This window comes from Glycomyces tenuis DSM 44171 (genome assembly GCF_000427885.1).
Classification (GTDB): domain Bacteria; phylum Actinomycetota; class Actinomycetes; order Mycobacteriales; family Micromonosporaceae; genus Glycomyces; species Glycomyces tenuis.
In genome coordinates, this window is sequence record NZ_ATYW01000002.1 from 455,685 (window position 1) to 475,850 (window position 20,166).

Genomic DNA, 20,166 nt, shown 5'->3' on the forward strand with positions numbered 1-20,166 from the left:
ACGGATGCGGGGCGCGGCGGGCAATGCCCGCCGCGCCCCGCACCGTGATGCCCTCCGGCCCTTAGAGACCCAGCTGGTGTTCGAAGTTCCCGTCCTCGATGCGCTTCGTGATCGCCGCCAGGAAGCGGGCGGCGTCGGCGCCGTCGATGAGCCGGTGGTCGTAGCTCAGTGTCAGGTTCATGACCGAGCGCACCGCGATGATCTCGCCCAGCTCGGGGTCGTTGATCACGCGCGGGCGCTTGACGATCGCGGCGGTGCCGAGGATCGCCGACTGGCCCAGCGGCACGATCGGCGTGTCGAACAGCGCGCCCACCGAACCGGTGTTGGTGATGGTGAAGGTCCCGCCGAACAGGTCGTCGGGCGCCAGCCCGCCGTTGCGGGCCTTGTCCGCGATCTCGGCGATCCGCTTGGCCAGGCCCGGGATGTTCAGGTCACCGGCGTTCTTGACGACCGGGACGATCAGGCCCTTGGGCGTGTCCACCGCGAACGCGACGTTCTCCGCGTCCGGGTAGGTGATCGTCTTCTCCTCCAGGTTCATGGAGGCGTTGACGATCGGGTACTGCTGGAGGGCCTCGATCGCGGCGACCGAGAAGAACGGCAGGAACGAGAGCTTCACGCCGTGGCGGGCGAGGAACTCGTCCTTCTTGGCCGCGCGGAGCTTCGCCACCTTCGTGACGTCCACCTCGCGCACGGTCGTCAGCTGGGCCGTGGTCTGCATCGACTGGAGCAGGGCCTTGGCCGCGGTCTGGCGCAGGCGCGACATCTTCTCGGTGCGTCCGCGCAGCGGGCTGACCTCGGCCGGCGCGGCGGGCGCGCTCGGCTTGGCTGCGGCGGGCTCGGGGGCGGCCTTCCGGTCGATGGCGGCCTGGACGTCTTGCTTGCGGATGCGCCCGCCCACGCCGGTGCCGGTGAGCGAGTCGAGGTCGACGTCGTTCTCGGCGGCGAGCTTGCGGACCAGCGGCGTGACGTACGAGCTCGACGGCTTCTCGGCGGTCGGCGCCGGGGCGGCGGCCGGAGCCTGCGCCTGCGGCGCGGGCTGCGCGGGCCGGGAGGGGGCCGACTCCGGCTCGGCCGGGACGCGGTCCTCCTCGGTGACGGCGGGAGTCTCCTCGGCGCGCGGCTCGGCGGCGGGCTGCGGCACCGGCGTGGCCGCCGGAGCGGCGGTGCCGGAGCCGATGATCGCCAGCACCGAACCGACCTCGGCCGTCTCGTCCTCGCCCACGCGGATCTCCAGCAGCGTGCCGGCGGCGGGGGAGGGGATCTCGGTGTCGACCTTGTCCGTCGAGATCTCCAGCAGCGGCTCGTCGACCTCGACGGTGTCGCCGACGGCCTTGAGCCAGGCCGTCACCGTGCCGTCGGTGACCGACTCGCCGAGTTCGGGCAGCAGCACCTCGGTGCCCTCGGCGGGGCCGGTCTGCGGAGCGTCGGCCTGCGGCTGCGCCTGGGCCGGAGCGGCCTGCTCAGTCGAGGGGGCCTCGGGCTCGGGAGCCGCGGGCTGCTCGGCGGCGGGTTCGGGGGCCGGGGCGGGCGCAGCGCCGCCGGCCTCGGACGGGTCGCCGATGACGGCGAGCTCGCCGCCGATCTCGACCTCGGAGTCCTCCGGGGCGACGATCTTGAGCACCACGCCGGCCACGGGGGAGGGCACCTCGGTGTCGACCTTGTCGGTGGACACCTCCAGCAAAGGCTCGTCCACCTCGACGGTGTCGCCTTCCTTCTTCAGCCACTGCGTCACCGTCCCCTCGGTGACGGACTCACCGAGGGCGGGCATCGTTACCGATGTCGGCATCGTTCTGTTCAGCTCCTGTGGTCGTGTTCAGTCGTGGACGTGCAGCGGCTTGCCGGCCAGCGCCATGGCGGCCTCGCCGATCGCTTCGTTCTGGGTCGGGTGCATGTGGATGAGCTGGGCGACGTCCGAGGCGTAGCCCTCCCAGTTGTAGATCAGCTCGGCCTCGCCGATCTGCTCGGAGATGCGCGCGCCGACCATGTGGACGCCGACGATCGGGCCGTCCTCGACGGCGACGAGCTTGACGAAGCCCTGCGTCTTGAGGATGTTCGACTTCCCGTTGCCAGCCAGGTTGTAGTTGACCGTCTTGATCTTGTCGGCCCCGTAGCGCTCCTTCGCCTTGTCCTCGTTGAGGCCCATGGAGGCGACCTCGGGCTCGGTGAAGGTGACGCGCGGGATGCCGGCCTCGTCGATGACCGGCGGGTTCAGGCCCGCGATGTGCTCGGCGACGAAGATGCCCTGGAGGAATCCGCGGTGCGCGAGCTGGACGCCGGGGACGATGTCGCCGACGGCGTAGACGTTCGGCAGGTTCGTCTGGAGGTGCTCGTTGGTGAGCACGAAGCCGCGGTCCATCTGGACGCCCTGCTCGGCGTAGCCGCAGCCGTCGGTGACCGGGCCGCGGCCGACGGCCACGAGCACCAGGTCGCCGTCGACGACGGTGCCGCCCTGGATGGTCACCTGGACGCCCGAGGCGGTCCTCTCGACCTTCTCGAAGAACTTGCCGGTGTGGAACTTGATGCCCCGCTTGCGGAAGGCGCGCTCGAGCTGCTTGGAGGAGTCGGCGTCCTCGGCGGCGATGAGGCGGGGGAGGCCCTCGATGATCTCGACCTCGACGCCCAGGGACTTCCAGGCGGAGGCGAATTCGGCGCCGATGACGCCGCCGCCGATGACGATGGCCTTGTTCGGCAGCTCGGTGAGGTTCAGGGCGTGCTCGGAGGTGATGATCCGCTCGCCGTCGATCTCCAGACCGGGGAGGGTCTTGGAGTAGGAGCCGGTGGCGAGGACGATGTTCCGGCCGGTGACGGTCTGCCCGTTGTCGACCTCGATCGTGTTCGGGCCGACGAGCTTGCCGGTGCCGTTGATGACCTCGACCTTGTTGGCCTTGAACAGGCCCTGGAGGCCCTTGTACATCTTGGCGACGACGCCATCCTTGTACTTGTTGACCGCCTCGATGTCGACGCCCTTGAACTCGGCCAGGATGCCGAAGTCCTCGGAGTCGCGGGCGGTGTCGGCGACCTCGCCGGCGTGGAGCAGCGCCTTGGTGGGGATGCAGCCACGGTGCAGGCAGGTGCCGCCGACCTTGTCCTTCTCGACCAGGGCCACGGACATGCCCAGCTCCGCCGCGCGGAATGCGCTGGCGTAGCCGCCGCTGCCGCCGCCCAGGATCACTACGTCGTATCCTGCGTTCGGGTCGCTCATCGATCTCCCCACTTAACGGTGCTTAAGGATGCTTGGGTACGCGTCCCATCCTTCCACCGATCCGGGCGCGCGGGCGACTAGACCCGGTGGATTGGAGTGTGCAACACCATTGAACTCCTCGGTGCGGCCCTCCGGAAGGCTCGCCCGTGTGCTGCTCGACACAGACGATGCCGCTCGTGTGTACGCTTGACAGTCGACACCTCAACGGTGCGGAAGGAGCCGCAGTGGGCTGGTTTGGACGCAAGAAGAAGAATGAGAAGGGCACGTTGGACCGGGCCTCCGACAACGTCGACCAGCGGCATTTGATCGATTTCATCAAGACCAGGACCGGTGTCGAGGCTTACGTCGAACCCCGCACGAACGTCACCGCGACCACGGTCATGCTCATCGCCCACGACGGGGAGTGGACGCGGCGGCGCGTCGACGGCCCTGAAGGGGCGTTCGCTCTGGGCCGCAAGTACAGCGTGCCGGTCTACGAGGTCGCCAAGACCGGATACCCCCAGCGCAAGCGCGATTACGACCAGCGGCGGAAGATGGAGCGGCAGCGCCGCCCCTGAGGCCGTGACAACGATTGCGCAACGGTTGCCGCACCGTCCCGCCACCTGGTCGTGAGACCCGGCGCGGGACGGTGCGGCCTCCGCTCGCTACTCGAATTCCTCGATGACCGCGACGAGCGTGCGCACCGGCACACCGGTGGCGCCCTTGGCGATGTACCCGTACGTCGAGTCCGATCCGGCCGGCCCGGCGATGTCGAGATGCGCCCAGGGGACCTCCTCGGGCACGAAGTGCGACAGGAAGATCCCGCCCTGGATCATGTGGGCGTCGCGCTTGAGGCCCGTCGCGCACTGCGAGACGTCGGCGATCGGCGACTCCATGAGCTTGACGACGTCCTCGGGGAACGGCATCGGCCAGCCCCGCTCGCCGACCTCTTCGCCGATGCGGCGCACCCGCTCGGTCTCGGCGTCGGTGCCCATCAGGCCCATGGTGCGGTGCCCGAGCGCCACGACCTGCCCGCCGGTGAGGGTGGCGACGTCGTAGATCGCGTCCGGCTCGTCCTCGATCGCGCGCGAGAGCGCGTCGGCCAGCACCAGGCGGCCCTCGGCGTCGGTGTTGAGGACCTCCACGGTCTTGCCGTTGCGGATCGTGATCACATCGGACGGCCGGTAGGAGGAGCCGGAGAGCATGTTCTCCGCCAGGGCCACCGTGCAGGTGACGTTGACCTCCAGGCCGAGGCGGGCCGCCGCGAGGGTGGCGCCGACCACGGCGGCGGCTCCGGCCATGTCGCCCTTCATGTCCCACATGCCCGCCGTCGGCTTGATCGACAGGCCGCCGGAGTCGAAGGTGATGCCCTTGCCGACCAGCGCGACGTGCTTGCTCGCGTCCTCGTGCCGGTAGCTGAGGCGCACCAGGCGCGGTGCGGCCGCGGAGCCGCCGCCCACGGCCAGGACGCCGCCGTAGCCGCCGGCCGAGAGCGCGTCGGCGTCGAGGATCTCGACCTCGATCCCCGCTCCGGCCTCGGCCGCGGCGCGTTCGATCTCGACGGCGAACGTCGGCGGGCGCAGCAGGTTCGCCGGGGTGTCCGACCAGTCCTTGACGAGAGCGACGCTCTCGGCCAGGATCGTGGCCCGCCGCACGGCCTCCTCGGTGGCGCCGTAGACGGTGATCGACTCCGGAGGGGCATCGCCGTTCCCGTCGGTCTTGTAGCCCTCGAACTTGTAGGCGCCCAGGGCGGCGCCGGTCGCGGTGGCCTCGGGGTCGCCCTCGAATGCGATGGCCACCGAGCCGTGGCCGAACGCGGCGCGCACCGCGGTCCCGGCCGCGCGGCGCAGCGTCTCGTCGTCGAGTTCGGCGGGGTCGCCGAGGCCGACGGCGAACACCAGCTTCGCGGCGAGTTCGACGGGGGCGGGGAGACGGGTGAGCGACGAGGCCGAGCCGGTGTTGTCGAGCGCGGCGAGGGCGTGTGCCAGACGGCCGCCGAAGGCGGCGTCGACGCCGGAGGCGCTCGCGGGGATGATCGGGGCCTCCTCGCCCTCGTGCACGCCGACGACGATCACGTCGGCGCGGGCGTCGGCGATATAGCCGGACGCGCTGATCAGCTCAGTCATATTCCGTCCTTACAGAATGCGTGTTCAAACGGACCGATCCTACGGGTTGGGATCGGCGCGATAGTGTCTAAGCCATGTCTGAGCCTGCATCGTCACCTCTGGTATCGCCGCTGCACGAGCGCCACCTCGAACTGGGTGCGAAGTTCGCCCCCTTCGCGGGCTGGGAGATGCCGCTGCACTACGGCAGCGGCGTGCTGGCCGAGCATGGGGCCGTGCGGACCTCGGTGGGCGTGTTCGACGTCTCCCACCTCGGGAAGGTGTGGGTGAACGGGCCCGGCGCCGTGGCCTTCGTCAACCGGTGCCTGACGAACGATCTGGACCGCATCGCCGCCGGCGGCGCCCAGTACACGCTGTGCTGCGACGCCGAGGGCGGGGTGGTGGACGACCTCATCGCCTACCGGCTCTCGGACGAGGAGGTCCTCCTGGTCCCCAACGCCGCCAACACCGCCGAGGTGGCGCGGCGCCTCGAGGAGGCCGCGCCCGACGGCGTGGAGGTCCGCAACGCCCACCACTCCTTGGCGGTGCTGGCCGTCCAGGGGCCGGAGTCGCCGCGGATCCTGGAGTACCTCGGGCTGCCGCACGACCACGGGTACATGACCTTCGCCGAGCGCTTCGTCGACGGCGCGGCCGTCATCGTCTGCCGCTCGGGCTACACCGGCGAGACCGGCTTCGAGCTCGTGGTGCCGAACGCGGCGGCCGGGGACCTGTGGGACGGGATGCTCGTGGCCGGTGCGCGCCCGTGCGGGCTCGGCGCGCGGGACACGCTGCGTCTGGAGATGGGCTATCCCCTCCACGGCCAGGATCTGAGTCTGGACGTCACGCCGGTGCAGGCCCGCCTGAGCTGGGCGATCGGCTGGGACAAGCCCGAGTTCTGGGGCAAGGGCGCTCTGGAGTCCGAGCGCGCCGCCGGTCCGAAGCGCCGCCTGTGGGGCCTGGAGGCCGCCGGGCGGGGCGTGCCGCGGGCGCGCATGAGCGTCCTGGACGGCGAGCGGCAGGTCGGCGAGACGACCTCGGGGACCTTCGCACCGTCGCTGAAGAAGGGCGTGGCGCTGGCGCTGCTCGACGCCGAGTACCGGCCGGGCGCCGAACTGGAGCTGGACGTGCGCGGGCGGCGCCTGCCGGTGCGGGTCGTCAAGCCGCCGTTCGTGGAGGCCGCGCCGAGCTGAGCGGTGCTCTCACCAGGCGGTACCGGTGTTGAAATCGGTGCCGGTCTTGTCTGCGCCGGACTTCTCCGATAGCGTTTACCAAAACCTCGCAGACGAAGGAGTCACATGTCAGGCACGCCGCATCGCTATGCCCTCGTCGGTACCGGCTCACGCGCCACGATGTACGTGGACGCAGTGGTCGAACGGAGCGACAAGGCACGGCTGGTCGCACTCGCCGACACCAATCCGCACCGGCTCGGCGTCCACCTCGCGGCCGTCGAGGAGGCCGGAGCGCCCGCCCCCGCCGCGTACGACGCCGCGGACTTCGAGCGGCTCCTCGACGAGACGAGACCGGACACCGTCATCGTCACCTGCGTCGACGCGTACCACCACGAGTACATCCTCGCCGCCCTCGCCAGGGACCTCGACGTCATCTGCGAGAAGCCGCTGACCACCACCGCCGAGCACGCCGCCGAGATCCTCGCGGCCGAGGAGCGGTCCGCCGGGAAGGTCACCGTCACCTTCAACTACCGCTACAACCCGCTCCACGAGAAGGTCGCCGAGCTGCTGCGCGAGGGCTCGATCGGCGAGATCGTCTCCGTGGGCTTCGACTGGCTGCTCGACACCCGCCACGGCGCCGACTACTTCCGCCGCTGGCACCGCCTCGCCGAGCGCTCGGGCGGGCTGCTCGTCCACAAGTCCGGCCACCACTTCGATCTCGTCAACTGGTGGCTCGACGCTGCGCCGATACAAGCGTTTGCAAAAGGCAAGCTCGCCTTCTACGGCGAGAACGGCAAGCGCACCGGCCACGACCGCGGCTACGCGCGCGCCGCAGGCTCCCCCAGCGCCGCCGACGACCCGTTCGCCCTGCACATGGCCGAGAGCGAGACGCTCAAGAAGCTGTACCTCGACGCCGAGGCCGAGGACGGCTACATCAGGGACCAGAACGTGTTCGCGCCCGGGACGACGATCTACGACGACATGATGGCCCTGGTCGACTACGACTCCGGCGTCACGCTGTCCTACCGGCTCACCGCCTACTCGCCCTGGGAGGGCTACCGGGTCCACTTCAACGGCACGCAGGGCCGCCTGGAGCTGCTCGTGGTCGAGAACGACCACGTCAACCCGGCGCTCAAGGGCCCCAACGGCGCCTCGATCCACGGCACGCACGCCGCGCCCGAGGAGGGCTGGTACGAGCTGACCCTCCACCCCTTCTGGACCAAGCCGACTAAAATCGATGTCGGTGAATATCAAAGGAAGGGCCACGGCGGCGGCGACCAGCGCATGCTCGGGGTCCTCTTCGACGGCGCGACCGACCCGCACGACCGCTCGGCCACGGCCCGGGACGGGGTCAACGCCCTGGCCGCGGGGCTGGCCTCCAATGAGTCGATCGCCAGTAGGCAAGCGGTTGCAGTAGCCGACCTCTTCAAGCGATAGGAGCACCGTGGCCCACGCCGTCACCCAACCGCCGTCCAGAACCGGAGCGAACGCACCATGACGCTGCACCCTGACCGCCTCTTCCCCGCCGACGAGCGCACCCGCGCCATCGCCAGGGAGATCCACCAGCGCACGACCGAGCTGCCGCTGGTGAGCCCGCACGGGCACGTCGACCCCAGGCTGATCTCGGAGAACCGGCCCTTCCCCGACCCGGCGCGGCTGTTCGTCGTCCCCGACCACTACCTCACCCGGATGCTCTACAGCCAGGGATACACCCCCGACCAGCTCGGCGTGCCCTCGGCGACGGGCGAGCCGTCCGAGGTCGACGGGCGCACGATCTGGCGGCGCTTCGCCGAGAACTACCACCTGTTCCGCGGCACCCCGTCGAAGCTGTGGCTCGACTACACCTTCGCCGAGGTCTTCGGGATCTACAAGAACCTCCGCGCCGAGACCGCCGACGAGTTCTACGACCACCTCTCGGCCCGCCTCACCGAACCGGCCTACCGGCCCCGGGCCCTGTTCGACCGGTTCAACATCGAGGTCCTCGCCACCACCGAGACGCCGGTCGACTCGCTCGAGCCGCACGCCGAACTCGAGGCCCTGCCGGTCGCCGACGGCCGCAAGTGGGGCGGCCGGGGCGGCAAGGTCGTCACCACCTTCCGGCCCGACAACCTCGTCGAACCCGACTGGCCCGGCTGGGCCGAGCGCGTCAAGCAGCTCGGCGAGATCACCGGGCGCGACACCACGACCTTCGACGGCTTCCTCGACGCCCTGCGCGCCCGCCGCCAGGACTTCATCGCCGCCGGGGCCACGTGCTCGGACCACGGCAACAGGACCGCCGCCGCCGTCGACGACCCGGCGAAGGCCGCCGAGATCTTCCACAAGGCGCTCAAAGGCGAGGCCGAAGAGTCCGAGATGCGGATGTTCCCCGCGCACATGCTGGTCGAGTTCGCCCGCATGAGCGTCGAGGACGGCCTGGTCATGCAGCTGCACCCCGGTTCGGACCGCAACCACAACAAGTGGCTCTACGAAGGATGGGGCCGCGACGTGGGCGGCGACATCCCTTCGGCCGGCGAGTACACCCTCGGCCTCAAGCCGCTGCTCGACGCCTTCGGCAACGACCCGCGTTTCCGCGTCGTCCTGTACACGCTCGACGAGACCGTCTTCAGCCGCGAGCTCGCGCCGCTCGCCGGCGGCTACGCTTCGGTGTTCATCGGCGCCCCGTGGTGGTTCCTCGACTCCCCCGAAGGCATGCGCCGCTTCAGGGAGGCCGTCCACGAGACCGCCGGCTTCTACAACACGGCCGGCTTCGTCGACGACACCCGCGCGTTCTGCTCCATCCCGGCCCGCCACGACCTGGCCCGCCGCGTCGACGCCGCCTTCCTCGCGCGCCTGGTCGCCGAGCACCGCATGACCGAGGACGAGGCCGCCGAAGTCGCGGTCGACCTGGCATACAACCTCCCTCGCAAGATCTACAGAATGGAACAGTGATGACGAAGATCGAACGCCTCGAAGTGCACGACGTCCGCTTCCCGACAGCGGCGGCGGCCGACGGCTCCGACTCGATCAACCGCGCCGACTACTCGGCCACGTACGTCGAACTGTTCACCGACGGCGGGCCGACCGGCACTGGGTTCACCTTCACCGGCGGCAGGGGCAACGAGATCACCTGCGCGGCGGTGCAAGCGCTTGCGCACCTGGTGGTCGGCCGGACGCTCGAAGACATCTTCGACAATCCGGTCGACTTCACCCGCTCCCTCGCCCAGGAGCCGCAGATCCGCTGGCTCGGCCCCGAGAAGGGCGCCACCCACATGGCCGTCGGCGCCATCGTCAACGCCGTGTGGGACCTGCGCGCCAAACTCGAGGGCAAGCCGATGTGGCGCCTCCTGGCCGAGATGGACTCCGCCGAGCTGGCCGCCCAGATCGACTACCGCCACATCGTCGACGAGCTCACCCCCGCCGAGGCCGAGGCCATCCTCGACGCCGGACGCCAGGGCTACGCCGAGCGCCTGGCCGTGCTCGAGAAGGACGGCTTCCCGTCCTACACGACCTCGGTCGGCTGGCTCGGCTACCCCGACGAGAAGGTCAAGGCCCTCACCGAGACCGCCGTCGCCGAAGGCTGGACGGCCGTCAAGATGAAGGTCGGCTCGCCCGACGTCGCCGACGACGTGCGCCGCGCCGGGATCATCCGCGACATCATCGGCCCCGACCGGCTGCTCATGATGGACGCCAACCAGATCTGGTCGGTCCCCGAGGCCGTCGAGAACATGGGGCGCCTGGCCGCCTACGACCCGTACTGGATCGAGGAGCCCACCCACCCCGACGACGTCCTCGGCCACGCCAGGATCGCCGCCTCGGTCGCCCCGATCCGCGTCGCCACCGGCGAGGTCGCCGCCAACCGCGTCATCTTCAAGCAGCTGCTCCAGGCCGAGGCCATCCGCGTCTGCCAGATCGACGCCTGCCGCGTCGGCGGCATCCCCGAGGTCCTCGCCACGCTCCTCATGGCCGCCAAGCGCGGCGTCGAGGTCTGCCCGCACGCCGGCGGCGTCGGACTGTGCGAATACGTCCAGCACCTGGGCATGTTCGAGTACCTCCGCGTCGGCAAGACCCTCGAGGGCCGCATGATCGAGTACGTCGACCACCTCCACGAGCACTACACCGACCCGGTCACCGTCGTCGACGGCCGCTACCGGCTGCCCACGCAGCCGGGCTACTCCGTCACGCTCAAAGACGAGTCGATCGCCGAGTACTCCTTCCCGAACGGACCCGCGTGGAAAGCCTGAACAGCAGAACGCTCGCGAGCGTGCCCGGAACCGTCCGCGTTCCGGGCGCGCGCCCCGCCCGCTCCGGCGTGCTCCACATCGGCGCCGGCGCCTTCCACCGCGCCCACCAGGCCGTCTACACCGACGACACCGACTGGGGCATCACGATCGCCGCGCCGCGCTCCCGCGAGGTCATCGACGCCCTCGCCGCCCAGGACGGGCTCTACACGGTCGCCACGCTCGGGCCCGACGGCGCCTCGGTGCGCGTGGTCGGCTCCATCGTCGACACGCTCCACCTCGCCACCGAGACCGAGCGCGCGATCGGCCTCGTCGCCGCCGAGGACACCCACGTCGTCACCCTCACCGTCACCGAGAAGGCCTACCGCGACCCCGACGGCGTCCCCGGCCTCCTCGCGAGAGGACTGGCGCGCCGGGCCGAGCAGAGCGGGGCCCCGGTGACGATCCTGTGCTGCGACAACCTGCCCGACAACGGCGAGACCACCCGAGCCGCCGTCGAACCGCTCCTCGACGACCGCACCCGCGCCTGGGCCGACAAGCACGTCACCTTCCCCTCGACCATGGTCGACCGGATCGTCCCGGCCTCCACACAGGCCACGTACGACCGCGCCGCCGAGGCGCTCGGCCTCGCCGACGCCGCCGCCGTCGAGGCCGAGCCGTTCTCCCAGTGGGTCATCGAGGACCGCTTCGCCGGGCCGAGGCCGGAGTGGGACGCGACCTTCACCGGCGACGTCGCCGGCTGGGAGCGCCTGAAACTGCGCACCCTCAACGGCGTCCACTCCACGCTCGCCTACCTCGGCGCGCTCGCGGGCGTCGAGACCATCGGCGACGCCCTCGCGCTCCCCGGCGCCCGCGGCTTCGCCGAGCGCCTCATCGCCGAGCAGATCGCGCCCAGCTTCACGCCGCCCGACGGGCAGAGCACCGTCGCCTACGGGCGGTCCGTGCTCGAACGCTTCGCCAACCCCGGCATCAGGCACCGGTGCCTCCAGGTCGCCATGGACGGCAGCCAGAAGCTCCCGCAGCGGCTCTTCGCGACCATCGCCGACCTCACCGCGGCCGGGGTGCGGCCCGAGCTCATCGCGCTGCCGCTGGCCGCTTGGATCCGCTTCTGCGCCGGGCGGGCCGACGACGGCGCGAGCCTGCCGCTGGACGACCCGCTCGCGCCCGTCCTGCGCCGGAGCCTGGCCGACGCCGGGGCCCGGCCCGCCGATCTGGTAGACGCTATCCTCAGAGTCCGGCAGGTCGTTCCCGAACCGGTCGCGTCCAACGACGAACTGCGACAGGCCACAGCGGCGTGGCTGGCCGATCTCGACCGGCACGGAGCGGCCCAGACTTTGGAGAGCCTCTGATGGACCTTCGCATCCCTCGCATCGCCCTGGTCGGTGCGAACGGCTACGGCCTGCACCACCGACGCACCATCGAACCGAGGCGGCGAGCGGGCGCTTTGGAGCTCGTCGGCCTGTGCGACACCGCCGAGATCGCCGAGAACGCCGACATCCCCATCGGCGACACCCCGGTCTTCGACGACTACGAGCGGATGCTGGAGGCCACCGAGCCCCACATCGTCATCATCGCCACGCCGCCGCCGACGCACCTGCCGATCGCCTCCGCCGCGATGCGCCACGGCGCCGACGTCTACCTCGAGAAGCCGCCGGTGGCCTCGCTCGAGGAGTACGGGCTGCTCTACGACGTCATGGTCGAGACCGGCCGGGCCGTCCAGGTCGGCTTCCAGGCGCTCGGCTCGCACGCGTTCACCGCGCTGCGCGACGCGATGGAGGCCGGGCGGCTCGGGCGGCTCGAGGCCGTCGGCGTCGCCGGGTCCTGGCGCAGACCCGACTCCTACTACCGCCGCTCCCCGTGGGCGGGCAAGCGGGAGGCGAACGGCGTCCTCATCGCGGACGGCGCGCTGGCGAACCCGTTCGCGCACGCCTCCCAGCAGGCGCTGGCGATCGCGGGGGACTGGCCGATGGACGGCGAGATCGAACTGGAGCGGCTGCGGTGCCGCCCGGCGGTCGAGGTCGACGACACCGCCGCCTGGCGCGGGCTCAACAAGGGCGGCGTCACCGTCACCGTCGCCGTGACCCTGTGCGGGGACCGCAAGATCGAGGGCGACATCTATGTGCGCGGCACCGAGGGCGAGGCGTGGCTCCAGTACCCCACCGACAGGCTGCGCCTGCCCGGGGAGGACGAGCCGAAGCAGTACGGCCGCACCGACCTGCTCGACAACCTGATCCTGCACCGCCAGCGGGGCGTCGGCCTCATCTCGGGGCTGCGGCGGGCCAAGACCTTCACGGGTGTTCTGGAGCGGGTCCTGAACGACCCGGTCCCGCGCCTGGTCGACGAGTCGCATCTGCGGCGCGTCGGCGATGACCCGGTGACGCTGCTCGACGACGCGGACACCGCGGTCGAGCGGGCCGCGAAGGACGGCAAGCTGTTCGGCGAGCTCGGGTTCCCCTGGGCCTAGACGATCGAGGGGCTCCCGGTTTCGACCGGGCGGCCTTCGGCCGCGTCCGCCCGACTGAGTCAAGCGGGATGATCGCGCGTGACAGCCATCACGGCAAGTCGGCGATTGCGTCGGGTCCGCCCGGGTAAGCACGGAAGAGCCGGGTGGAGGCGGTCGCGATTGCGGGCCGTTGCGGTGCCTGTCGGCTGAATCGCTCGACCCGGCGCACCAGGCGTGTGCCTCATTCACATTTCAGGCCAGTTCCCGGCCATACCGCCAGGGGGTTGCTCATGCTGATCGAACACCAAGGCAAACGACCCAGCATCGATCCGACCGCATATATCGCACCCACTGCGGTCATCTGCGGAGACGTGACGATCGGCGCGCGAACTCACGTCTCCTACGGGGCGGTGATCGAGGCTCATGGCATGCCGGTGCGCATCGGTACGCAGTGCGTGATTCGCGAGAACCTGAACATCCGCAGCACGGACAGCGACGCCGTCGAGATCGGCGACAACATCCTAATAGGACCGCATTCGTCGCTCAAGGGCTGCACTGTCGGGGACGAATGCTTCCTCGCCACGGGTGTCAAGATCTATCAGGCCGCGCGGGTCGGCCGACGCACAGAGGTCCGCATCGACGGTGTCGTCCACGTCCGCAGTGTCCTTCCGCCCGACTCGCTCGTCCCGATCATGTGGGTGGCCGTCGGCGACCCCGCCGAGATCCTCCCGCCTGACAAGCACGAGAAGATCGAGGCGATCCTGAGCCGGATGAACTTCTCCCAACAGGTCTATGGGCTGCAGCGCCAGACTGGCGGTGGCGTCGATATGGACATGATGGACGTCACACGCCGCGAGACGACCGGGCTCGCCGACCACCGCGATGACAAGGAGTTGTAGCACGCGGGTACCCCGTCGCGCCGACATGGCCCGCCTCGGCTTTCACGACGCCCGATGAGTGAGCGCACACCCGAACCCAGGCACATCGCCGTGAACGGCGTCCGCCTCGCCTATGACGATGTGGGCAAGGGGCCTGCGATTCTGTTCATTCACGGCTTCATGTTCGACCGCACGATGTGGCGGGGCCAGGTCGTCGGGCTCGAGGGTTGGCGGCGGATCGCGCCGGATCTGCGCGGCATGGGCCTCAGCGAGGCCGCCGAGGACGGCTACAGCATGAACGTCTATGCCGACGACCTCGCGGCCCTGCTCGACGCCCTCGACATCGGTCGCACCGTGCTGTGCGGGCTGAGCATGGGCGCTTACGTCGCTTTCGAATTCCTTCGCCGGCACCGCCGGCACGTGGCCGGGCTCATCGTCCTGGACGCGCGGACGGAGGCTGATTCGGCTGAGCGGAAGGCGAGCCGCAACGACATGATCGCCCGTGTGCGAAACGGCGATGCGAGCGGGCTCGCGGATGAACTGGCGTCGAAGTTCCTGGCAGAGGGCTCGCCCGCCGGAGTCAGGCGGCGGCTTGGGCAGATGATGGAGCGCCCGTCCGCGACAGGGATCATTGAAGCACTGGAGGCCATGCGCGACCGCGCCGACAGTACGCCTCTACTGCAATCGATCGTGGATCTTCCAACCCTGCTTCTCATCGGAACGGATGACACACGCACCCCACGCGCCTCGATGCAGGCGATGGCCGATGAGATTCCGGAGGCGACGTTCAACCTGGTCTCGAACGCAGGTCACCTCCCTCCGCTGGAAAACCCCGAGGAGACCACGGCTGGGATCCTGCGATTCTTGAATCAGCTCGGGGCCGTTGGGCTATGAGGGGGGCCCGCCCGTCGCCCACCACCACCCGAACCGGACGCCGCTGCGCGGCCACAAGCCGTGTGCCCGTCGCCCACCACCACCCGACATCGTGCTCGCTGCGCTCGCCCTGAAAGGAAGGCCGCGTTTTCGGGACGCCCAGATCCCGGTGCTGAATCTGGACGCCCCTTCGCCTTGCTCGCGAGCCATGACCTGGCACTGCGAGCGAACAAACGGACTCGGATACCGCCTCGCCGGGCTTGGGGGCCAGGCCCTCGGCGTTTCGTGTTCCTCCTTTAACGGGCGCCGGCACCGCCGCTGACGATCGAGGCGATCTGCGAGGGCGTGTCGAGGGAGTAGCCGTAGGGCACTCCCTGCACCGAGCCGCTCGATGCCGGGGTCGGCGAGCCCACCAGGTGGTTGTTCCTGGAGACGCAGCGCCCGGGGTCGGAGTCGGCGTAGCCGATCTCGACGGGGTTGTCGGTGTTCTCGATGTAGTTGCCTTCGAAGATGACACCGGCGTCCATCGTGGTGGCGCAGCCGTAGCCGCTGACGTTCCGGTAGTAGTTGTTGTAGACGTGGACCGGGTCGCCGAAGCGCACGCGCGGGTTGCGCGAGTTGGTGCCGTTGAAGTAGTTGTGGTGATAGGTCACCCGCAGGTGGCCGCGGTCGGCGGTGTGGCCGTCGGAGTGGCCGAGCAGCATGTTCTTCTCGCTGCCGTTGAAGCGGTTCCACGACACGGTGACGAAGTCCGACTCTCGCTTGACGTCGCACGAGCCGTCATAACCGGTCCCGAAGGTGTTGTGGTCGACCCAGATGTTCGTCGAGCCGTCCTGGATGTTGATGGCGTCGTCGTCCCAGTCGTCGAACGTCAGGTTGGTGATGATGACGTTGTGCGAGCCGCTGAGGTGGAAGCCGCCCCCGGTGATCCTGGCGCCGGAGGCGCCGATGATCGTGACGTTGGAGCCGACGTCGGTCATGTCGCCCAGGTTGATGGTACCGCTCACACGGACAACCCTCGACGAGCTGCCGCTCACCGCGTCCGCCAGCGCCCCGGCGGAGGAGACGTTGATCGGCGAAGCGCTGCCGCCGCCGGTGGTGCCGCCGTTCTGGGTGGCCCAGCCGACCAGGCCGCCGGGCGGGTCGGGGTCCGGGTCGCCGCCGTCGCCGACTTCGACGAGCTGCCACTGCTGGTTCCAGCCGCCGGTGTCGTCGTACTGGGAGATGCGGGAGCCGGGTTCGGTCGACCACTCCCAGACGTCGAGGGCCTTGCCGGAGAAGCGGTTGACGAAGCCGGCGTAGCCGCCGCTCTCGCGGACCTGCCACTGCTGGTTGGTGCCGCCCAGGTCGTCGAACTGCACGATGGTCGCGCCGTTGTCGGGGTTCCACTCCCACACGTCGAGGACCAGACCGGAGTGCCTGGCCTGGATGCGGTAGTAGCCGCCGCCCGCGTCGATGAAGCGGAACTGCTGGTTCTGGGTGCCGGTGTCGTTCCACTGGATGAGCTCGGCGCCCGCCGCGGTGGAGATGTCGAGGATGTCGAGGACGAGGCCGGAGTGGCGGCTGACGAGCTTGTACCAGGTGTCCGTCTGCACCGCCTGTGCCGGGTTGGCGAGCAGGAGGCCCGAGGAGGCGGCCACCGGTACGGCCGCCGTGAGCCCGGCGACCTTCCAGAAGCGGCGGCGCGAGTATCTGCTGCCGAGGAGGTTGTTGTCCATGTCGTTATGACCTTTTCGGGTTGAGAGGAAGTGCAAGCGATTGCTTGCGGGGTTATGGATCTGCCTCCCGATCCGGTTCCGCCGGATCGGGGTCGAGGTTGAACGGGAGGCCGGAGCGGCCGGCTGCGCGGACCCTCCGGAGGCGAGGTGATCTATATATTTAGAGACCTCGATATACAAGGGATCGTAGCGGCAGGCGGATAACGTTTGCAAGTCCTGCGTCCGAATTAGATGCTGAAGACGCCGAAAGGGGCCGACGGCATGCCGTCGGCCCCGAGATGCGGTTGTGCTTGGAGGGACTAGCTCGCGCCCGCTCCGCCGCTCACGATGGAGGCGATCTGGTCGGCCGGGTCCACCGGGAACGAGTACGGCAGGTCCGTCGAGACGCTGCCGTTCTGCTCCGGCTCGCTGGAGTTGTCGAGGTAGTTGTCGATCGCCACCAGGCGGCCGGGATCGGAGTCGCCCGTCCCGATCTCGACCGGGGTGTCGACGTTCTCGAAGTAGTTGGCCTCCAGGATGACTCCGGCGTCCATGGTGGTCGCGACGCCGTACGAGCCGATGTCGCGGTAGTAGTTGTTCACCACGTGGACGCCCTCGCCGAAGCGCACCCGCGGGTTGCGCTGGTTGGTGCCGTTGAAGTAGTTGTGGTGGTAGGTCACCCGCAGGTGGCCCCGGTCGGCGGTGTGGTCGTCGGAGTGCCCGAGGAGCATGTTCTTGTCGTGCCCGTCGAACAGGTTCCACGCCACGGTGATGAAGTCCGACTCGCGCTTGATGTCGAGGCAGCCGTCGTTGCCGACGCCGAAGGTGTTGTGGTGGATCCAGATGTTCGTCGAGCTCTCCTGGACGTTGATCGCGTCATCGCCCCAGTCGTCGAAGGTCAGATTCGTGATGATGATGTTGCTCTGGCCGCTCATGTCGAGGCCGCCGCCGGTGATCGTGGCGCCCGAGTCGCCGATGATCGTCGTGTCCGAGGCGACGTCGTTCATGCCGTCGATGGAGATCGACCCGCTCAGGCGGACGATGAGGCCGCCTTCGCTGATGGCGGAGAGAAACTCGTCGGCGCTCGAGACGGGGGTCTCCTGGGAGCCGCCCGTGACGCCGCCGTTCTGGCTCGCCCATCCCTGGACGCTGCCCTGGAACGGGGCGGCGTCGCCGCCCGAGGCGGGCCGCGGGTTGCTCTCGGCGCCCGCGCTCTGGGTCGCCCAGACGCCGATGCCGCTGGCGGCCGCGGCGGCCCCAGCGGTGGAAGCGAGGAGCACGCGCCGCTTGACTCGCGGAACTGCCGGGTTGGTGCTCACGTTTTCGTCCTCTCGGTCGATGGATTTGCGCCCCTTGGCGGTGAGGCTCGCGAAGCCGTGGCCCGCGGGCGCCGTCGTCACAGGGCATTCAAATGTGTCAATGTATGTTATCGCTACCCCTATCGGAATGCAAGCGTTTGCGCTATGCAATCCAGATCAGAAGGGGTATAAGCGTTGTGCTTGCGCAGCCGTCCCGACCTCGTGTCGGCGGCCACCTGCGGCCCGAGGTCGCGAGGGCGGCCCGGCGGGTCCTTCGGCGGCGCTCGAGGGAGCGTCGCCGCGCGCCGGGTCCGGACGTCCGCTCGCGAAGGAGCGTTCTGACTTTCTATCACATTAGGGGTGTAAGGGAAAAATACACAATCTGTAACAGCAATATGGACGATACGGCGATGCCTCTGCCGAGATGTTCGATGCTGTTCGAGCATGTGGCCTTTCTCGTGCCCCTGTGCTAGAAACATGCCATGGCACTTTTCGACCTACCGCTCGACCAGCTCCGCGACTACCGGCCCGACGTCCCCGAACCGGCCGATTTCGACGAGTTCTGGAAGCGCACCCTCGGCGAGGCGGCCGAGCACGACCTCGACGTCCGGCTCGAGGCGATCGACGCGGGACTGACCGCCGTCGAGGTCTTCGACCTCACCTTCGCCGGCTTCGGCGGCCACCCCATCAAGGGCTGGCTCGTGCTCCCCAAGGGCGTCGAGCGTCCACTGCCGTGCGTCGTGGAGTACATCGGCTACTCCGGCGGCCGCTCGGTGCCCTGGGCCCACACCATGTACCCCTCCGCGGGCTGGGCCCACCTGGTCATGGACACCCGCGGCCAGGGCTACGGCAACTGGCAGCCCGGCGACACCGGCGACCCCTACGGCGGCACCGGCCCCACCCGCGGCGGCTGGATGACCCAGGGCCTCGAATCGCCCGAGCACTACTACTACCGGCGCGTCTTCACCGACGCCGTCCGCGCCGTCGACGTCGCCAAGGGCCACGAGGCCGTCGACCCCGACCGCATCGTCGTCCTCGGCGGCAGCCAGGGCGGCGGCATCACCCAAGCGGTTGCCGGCCTGCGCGACGACGTGGCCGGCGCGGTCGTCGACGTGCCGTTCCTGACCCACTTCCGCCGCGCCGTCGAGATCACCGACGGCTTCCCCTACCAGGAGCTCGTCGAGTTCCTCGCCGGGCAGCGGCTGCGCGAGGACGAGGTCTTCGGGACGCTGTCGTACTTCGACGGCGTGCACTTCGCGGCCCGGGGCACCGCCCCGGCGCTGTACTCGGTGGGCCTCATGGACGACATCTGCCCGCCCTCGACGGTCTTCGCCGCCTACAACCGCTGGCAGGGCGAGAAGCGGATCACCGTGTGGCCGTGGAACAAGCACGAAGGCGGCGGCGTCCACCAACGCGGCGAGCACCTGAAGTTCCTCGCCGGCAGGTGAAGCGGGCCGGGGGCCGGCTCAGCGGATCCCGAGGCGCTCCATCGCATGCTCGTGCAGCAGGCCGTTGGTCGCCAGAGCGGAGCCGCCGTCCGGCCCCGGACGGCCCTTGAGGTCGGTGAAGGCGCCCCCGGCCTCCTCGACGATCAGCGCCAGCGGCGCCAGATCCCACAGCGCCACTTCCGGTTCGGCCGCGATGTCGACACTGCCCTCGGCGAGCAGCACGTAGGAGTAGAAGTCGCCGAAGCCGCGCTCGCGCCAGGCCTCGTGCAGCATCGCCAGCATCGCGCCCTCGCGGCCCACCTTCGTCCAGCCCGTGATCGAGGAGATGCTCACCGAGGCGTCGGAGAGCTTCGCGACCTGCGAGACCTGGATCCGCTTGCCGGCGCGCTGGTCGCGCCCGGCGAAGGCGCCCGCGCCCTTCATGGCCCACCAGCGCCGCCCGAGCGCGGGGGCGCTGACGACCCCGACGACCGGCTCGCCGCGGTCGAACAGGGCGATGAGCGTAGCCCAGATCGGCACGCCGCGAACGTAGTTGCGGGTGGCGTCGATCGGGTCGACGACCCACTTGCGGCCCGAGGCGCCCGGGTTGTCGCCGAACTCTTCGCCGTAGACGCCGTCCCTGGGCCTGGCACGGGAGAGGGTCGAGCGGATGACCTCCTCGATGGTGGTGTCCGCGTCCGAGACCTCGGTCATGTCCGGTTTGGTGGAGATGCGCAGGTCCGAGGAGCGGAACCGCTCCGAGCCGATCCGGGCGGCGCTGTCCGCGAGGAGGTGCGCGAGGCCGAGATCGTCGTTGTAGCTCGAGGTGGGCATGCGCTCATCCTACAGTCGCGGCCGATCCGGGCCCCGGCTCGATTGCG

16 protein-coding genes are annotated in these 20,166 nt (G+C 69.7%); 10 read left to right on the forward strand and 6 right to left on the reverse strand.

The annotated features are described in order from the left end of the window. Positions 1–61: 61 nt before the first annotated feature. Both sucB and lpdA read right to left on the reverse strand, forming a co-directional pair. Positions 62–1,786, reverse strand: coding sequence for a 2-oxoglutarate dehydrogenase, E2 component, dihydrolipoamide succinyltransferase (gene sucB, locus YWW_RS0104720; protein ID WP_026929198.1), 1,725 nt, complete (start codon positions 1,784–1,786; stop codon positions 62–64). A 27-nt stretch (positions 1,787–1,813) separates the two neighbouring features. Continuing rightward, on the reverse strand, positions 1,814–3,202 hold the full coding sequence (gene lpdA / locus YWW_RS0104725; RefSeq protein ID WP_035697056.1) for a dihydrolipoyl dehydrogenase: 1,389 nt from the start codon (positions 3,200–3,202) through the stop codon (positions 1,814–1,816). Between the two features lie 224 nt (positions 3,203–3,426). Between lpdA and YWW_RS0104730 the strand changes: the two genes are divergently transcribed. Continuing rightward, on the forward strand, positions 3,427–3,759 hold the full coding sequence (locus YWW_RS0104730; RefSeq protein ID WP_026929200.1) for a hypothetical protein: 333 nt from the start codon (positions 3,427–3,429) through the stop codon (positions 3,757–3,759). An 87-nt stretch (positions 3,760–3,846) separates the two neighbouring features. Here YWW_RS0104730 and YWW_RS0104735 read toward each other — a convergent pair whose 3' ends face one another. Then, positions 3,847–5,307, reverse strand: coding sequence for a leucyl aminopeptidase (locus YWW_RS0104735; RefSeq protein ID WP_026929201.1), 1,461 nt, complete (start codon positions 5,305–5,307; stop codon positions 3,847–3,849). Between the two features lie 74 nt (positions 5,308–5,381). On the opposite strand from YWW_RS0104735, the gene gcvT reads away from it, so the two are divergent. From gcvT to YWW_RS28365, 8 genes are all read left to right on the forward strand, one after another. Beyond that, complete coding sequence (gcvT, locus tag YWW_RS0104740) at positions 5,382–6,473, forward strand: glycine cleavage system aminomethyltransferase GcvT (protein ID WP_026929202.1); 1,092 nt, start codon at positions 5,382–5,384, stop codon at positions 6,471–6,473. A gap of 105 nt (positions 6,474–6,578) precedes the next feature. Then, positions 6,579–7,889, forward strand: a complete 1,311-nt coding sequence (locus YWW_RS0104745) for a Gfo/Idh/MocA family oxidoreductase (protein ID WP_026929203.1) — start codon at positions 6,579–6,581, stop codon at positions 7,887–7,889. Between the two features lie 57 nt (positions 7,890–7,946). Beyond that, positions 7,947–9,380 (forward strand): glucuronate isomerase, encoded by a 1,434-nt coding sequence (gene uxaC, locus YWW_RS0104750; protein ID WP_026929204.1) that lies wholly within the window; start codon positions 7,947–7,949, stop codon positions 9,378–9,380. Next, positions 9,380–10,672, forward strand: coding sequence for an enolase C-terminal domain-like protein (locus YWW_RS0104755; protein WP_026929205.1), 1,293 nt, complete (start codon positions 9,380–9,382; stop codon positions 10,670–10,672). Before uxaC ends, YWW_RS0104755 begins: the two co-directional genes overlap by 1 nt. 20 nt (positions 10,673–10,692) lie before the next feature. Further along, entirely contained in the window at positions 10,693–12,018 is a 1,326-nt protein-coding gene (locus YWW_RS0104760) for a mannitol dehydrogenase family protein (protein WP_162145918.1), read from the forward strand. Next, positions 12,018–13,133 (forward strand): Gfo/Idh/MocA family protein, encoded by a 1,116-nt coding sequence (locus tag YWW_RS0104765; protein ID WP_026929207.1) that lies wholly within the window; start codon positions 12,018–12,020, stop codon positions 13,131–13,133. The genes YWW_RS0104760 and YWW_RS0104765 overlap by 1 nt, the downstream gene beginning before the upstream one ends. Positions 13,134–13,402: 269 nt before the next feature. After that, positions 13,403–14,011, forward strand: a complete 609-nt coding sequence (locus YWW_RS0104770) for a gamma carbonic anhydrase family protein (RefSeq protein WP_026929208.1) — start codon at positions 13,403–13,405, stop codon at positions 14,009–14,011. 54 nt (positions 14,012–14,065) lie between these two features. Next, positions 14,066–14,884 (forward strand): alpha/beta fold hydrolase, encoded by an 819-nt coding sequence (locus YWW_RS28365; protein WP_051325377.1) that lies wholly within the window; start codon positions 14,066–14,068, stop codon positions 14,882–14,884. Positions 14,885–15,159: 275 nt separating this feature from the next. Here the strand turns inward: YWW_RS28365 and YWW_RS28370 are convergent, their stop codons facing one another. Continuing rightward, complete coding sequence (locus YWW_RS28370; RefSeq protein ID WP_081687190.1) at positions 15,160–16,581, reverse strand: pectate lyase family protein; 1,422 nt, start codon at positions 16,579–16,581, stop codon at positions 15,160–15,162. A gap of 299 nt (positions 16,582–16,880) precedes the next feature. Further along, positions 16,881–17,879 (reverse strand): pectate lyase family protein, encoded by a 999-nt coding sequence (locus YWW_RS28375; RefSeq protein ID WP_035697228.1) that lies wholly within the window; start codon positions 17,877–17,879, stop codon positions 16,881–16,883. Positions 17,880–18,340: 461 nt separating this feature from the next. On the opposite strand from YWW_RS28375, the gene YWW_RS0104790 reads away from it, so the two are divergent. Then, positions 18,341–19,306 carry an acetylxylan esterase gene (locus YWW_RS0104790; protein WP_026929210.1) on the forward strand — a complete coding sequence of 322 codons (966 nt, stop codon included), beginning with the start codon at positions 18,341–18,343 and terminating at the stop codon, positions 19,304–19,306. Between the two features lie 18 nt (positions 19,307–19,324). Here the strand turns inward: YWW_RS0104790 and hisN are convergent, their stop codons facing one another. Further along, positions 19,325–20,119 (reverse strand): histidinol-phosphatase, encoded by a 795-nt coding sequence (gene hisN / locus YWW_RS0104795; protein ID WP_026929211.1) that lies wholly within the window; start codon positions 20,117–20,119, stop codon positions 19,325–19,327. Positions 20,120–20,166 lie beyond the last annotated feature (47 nt).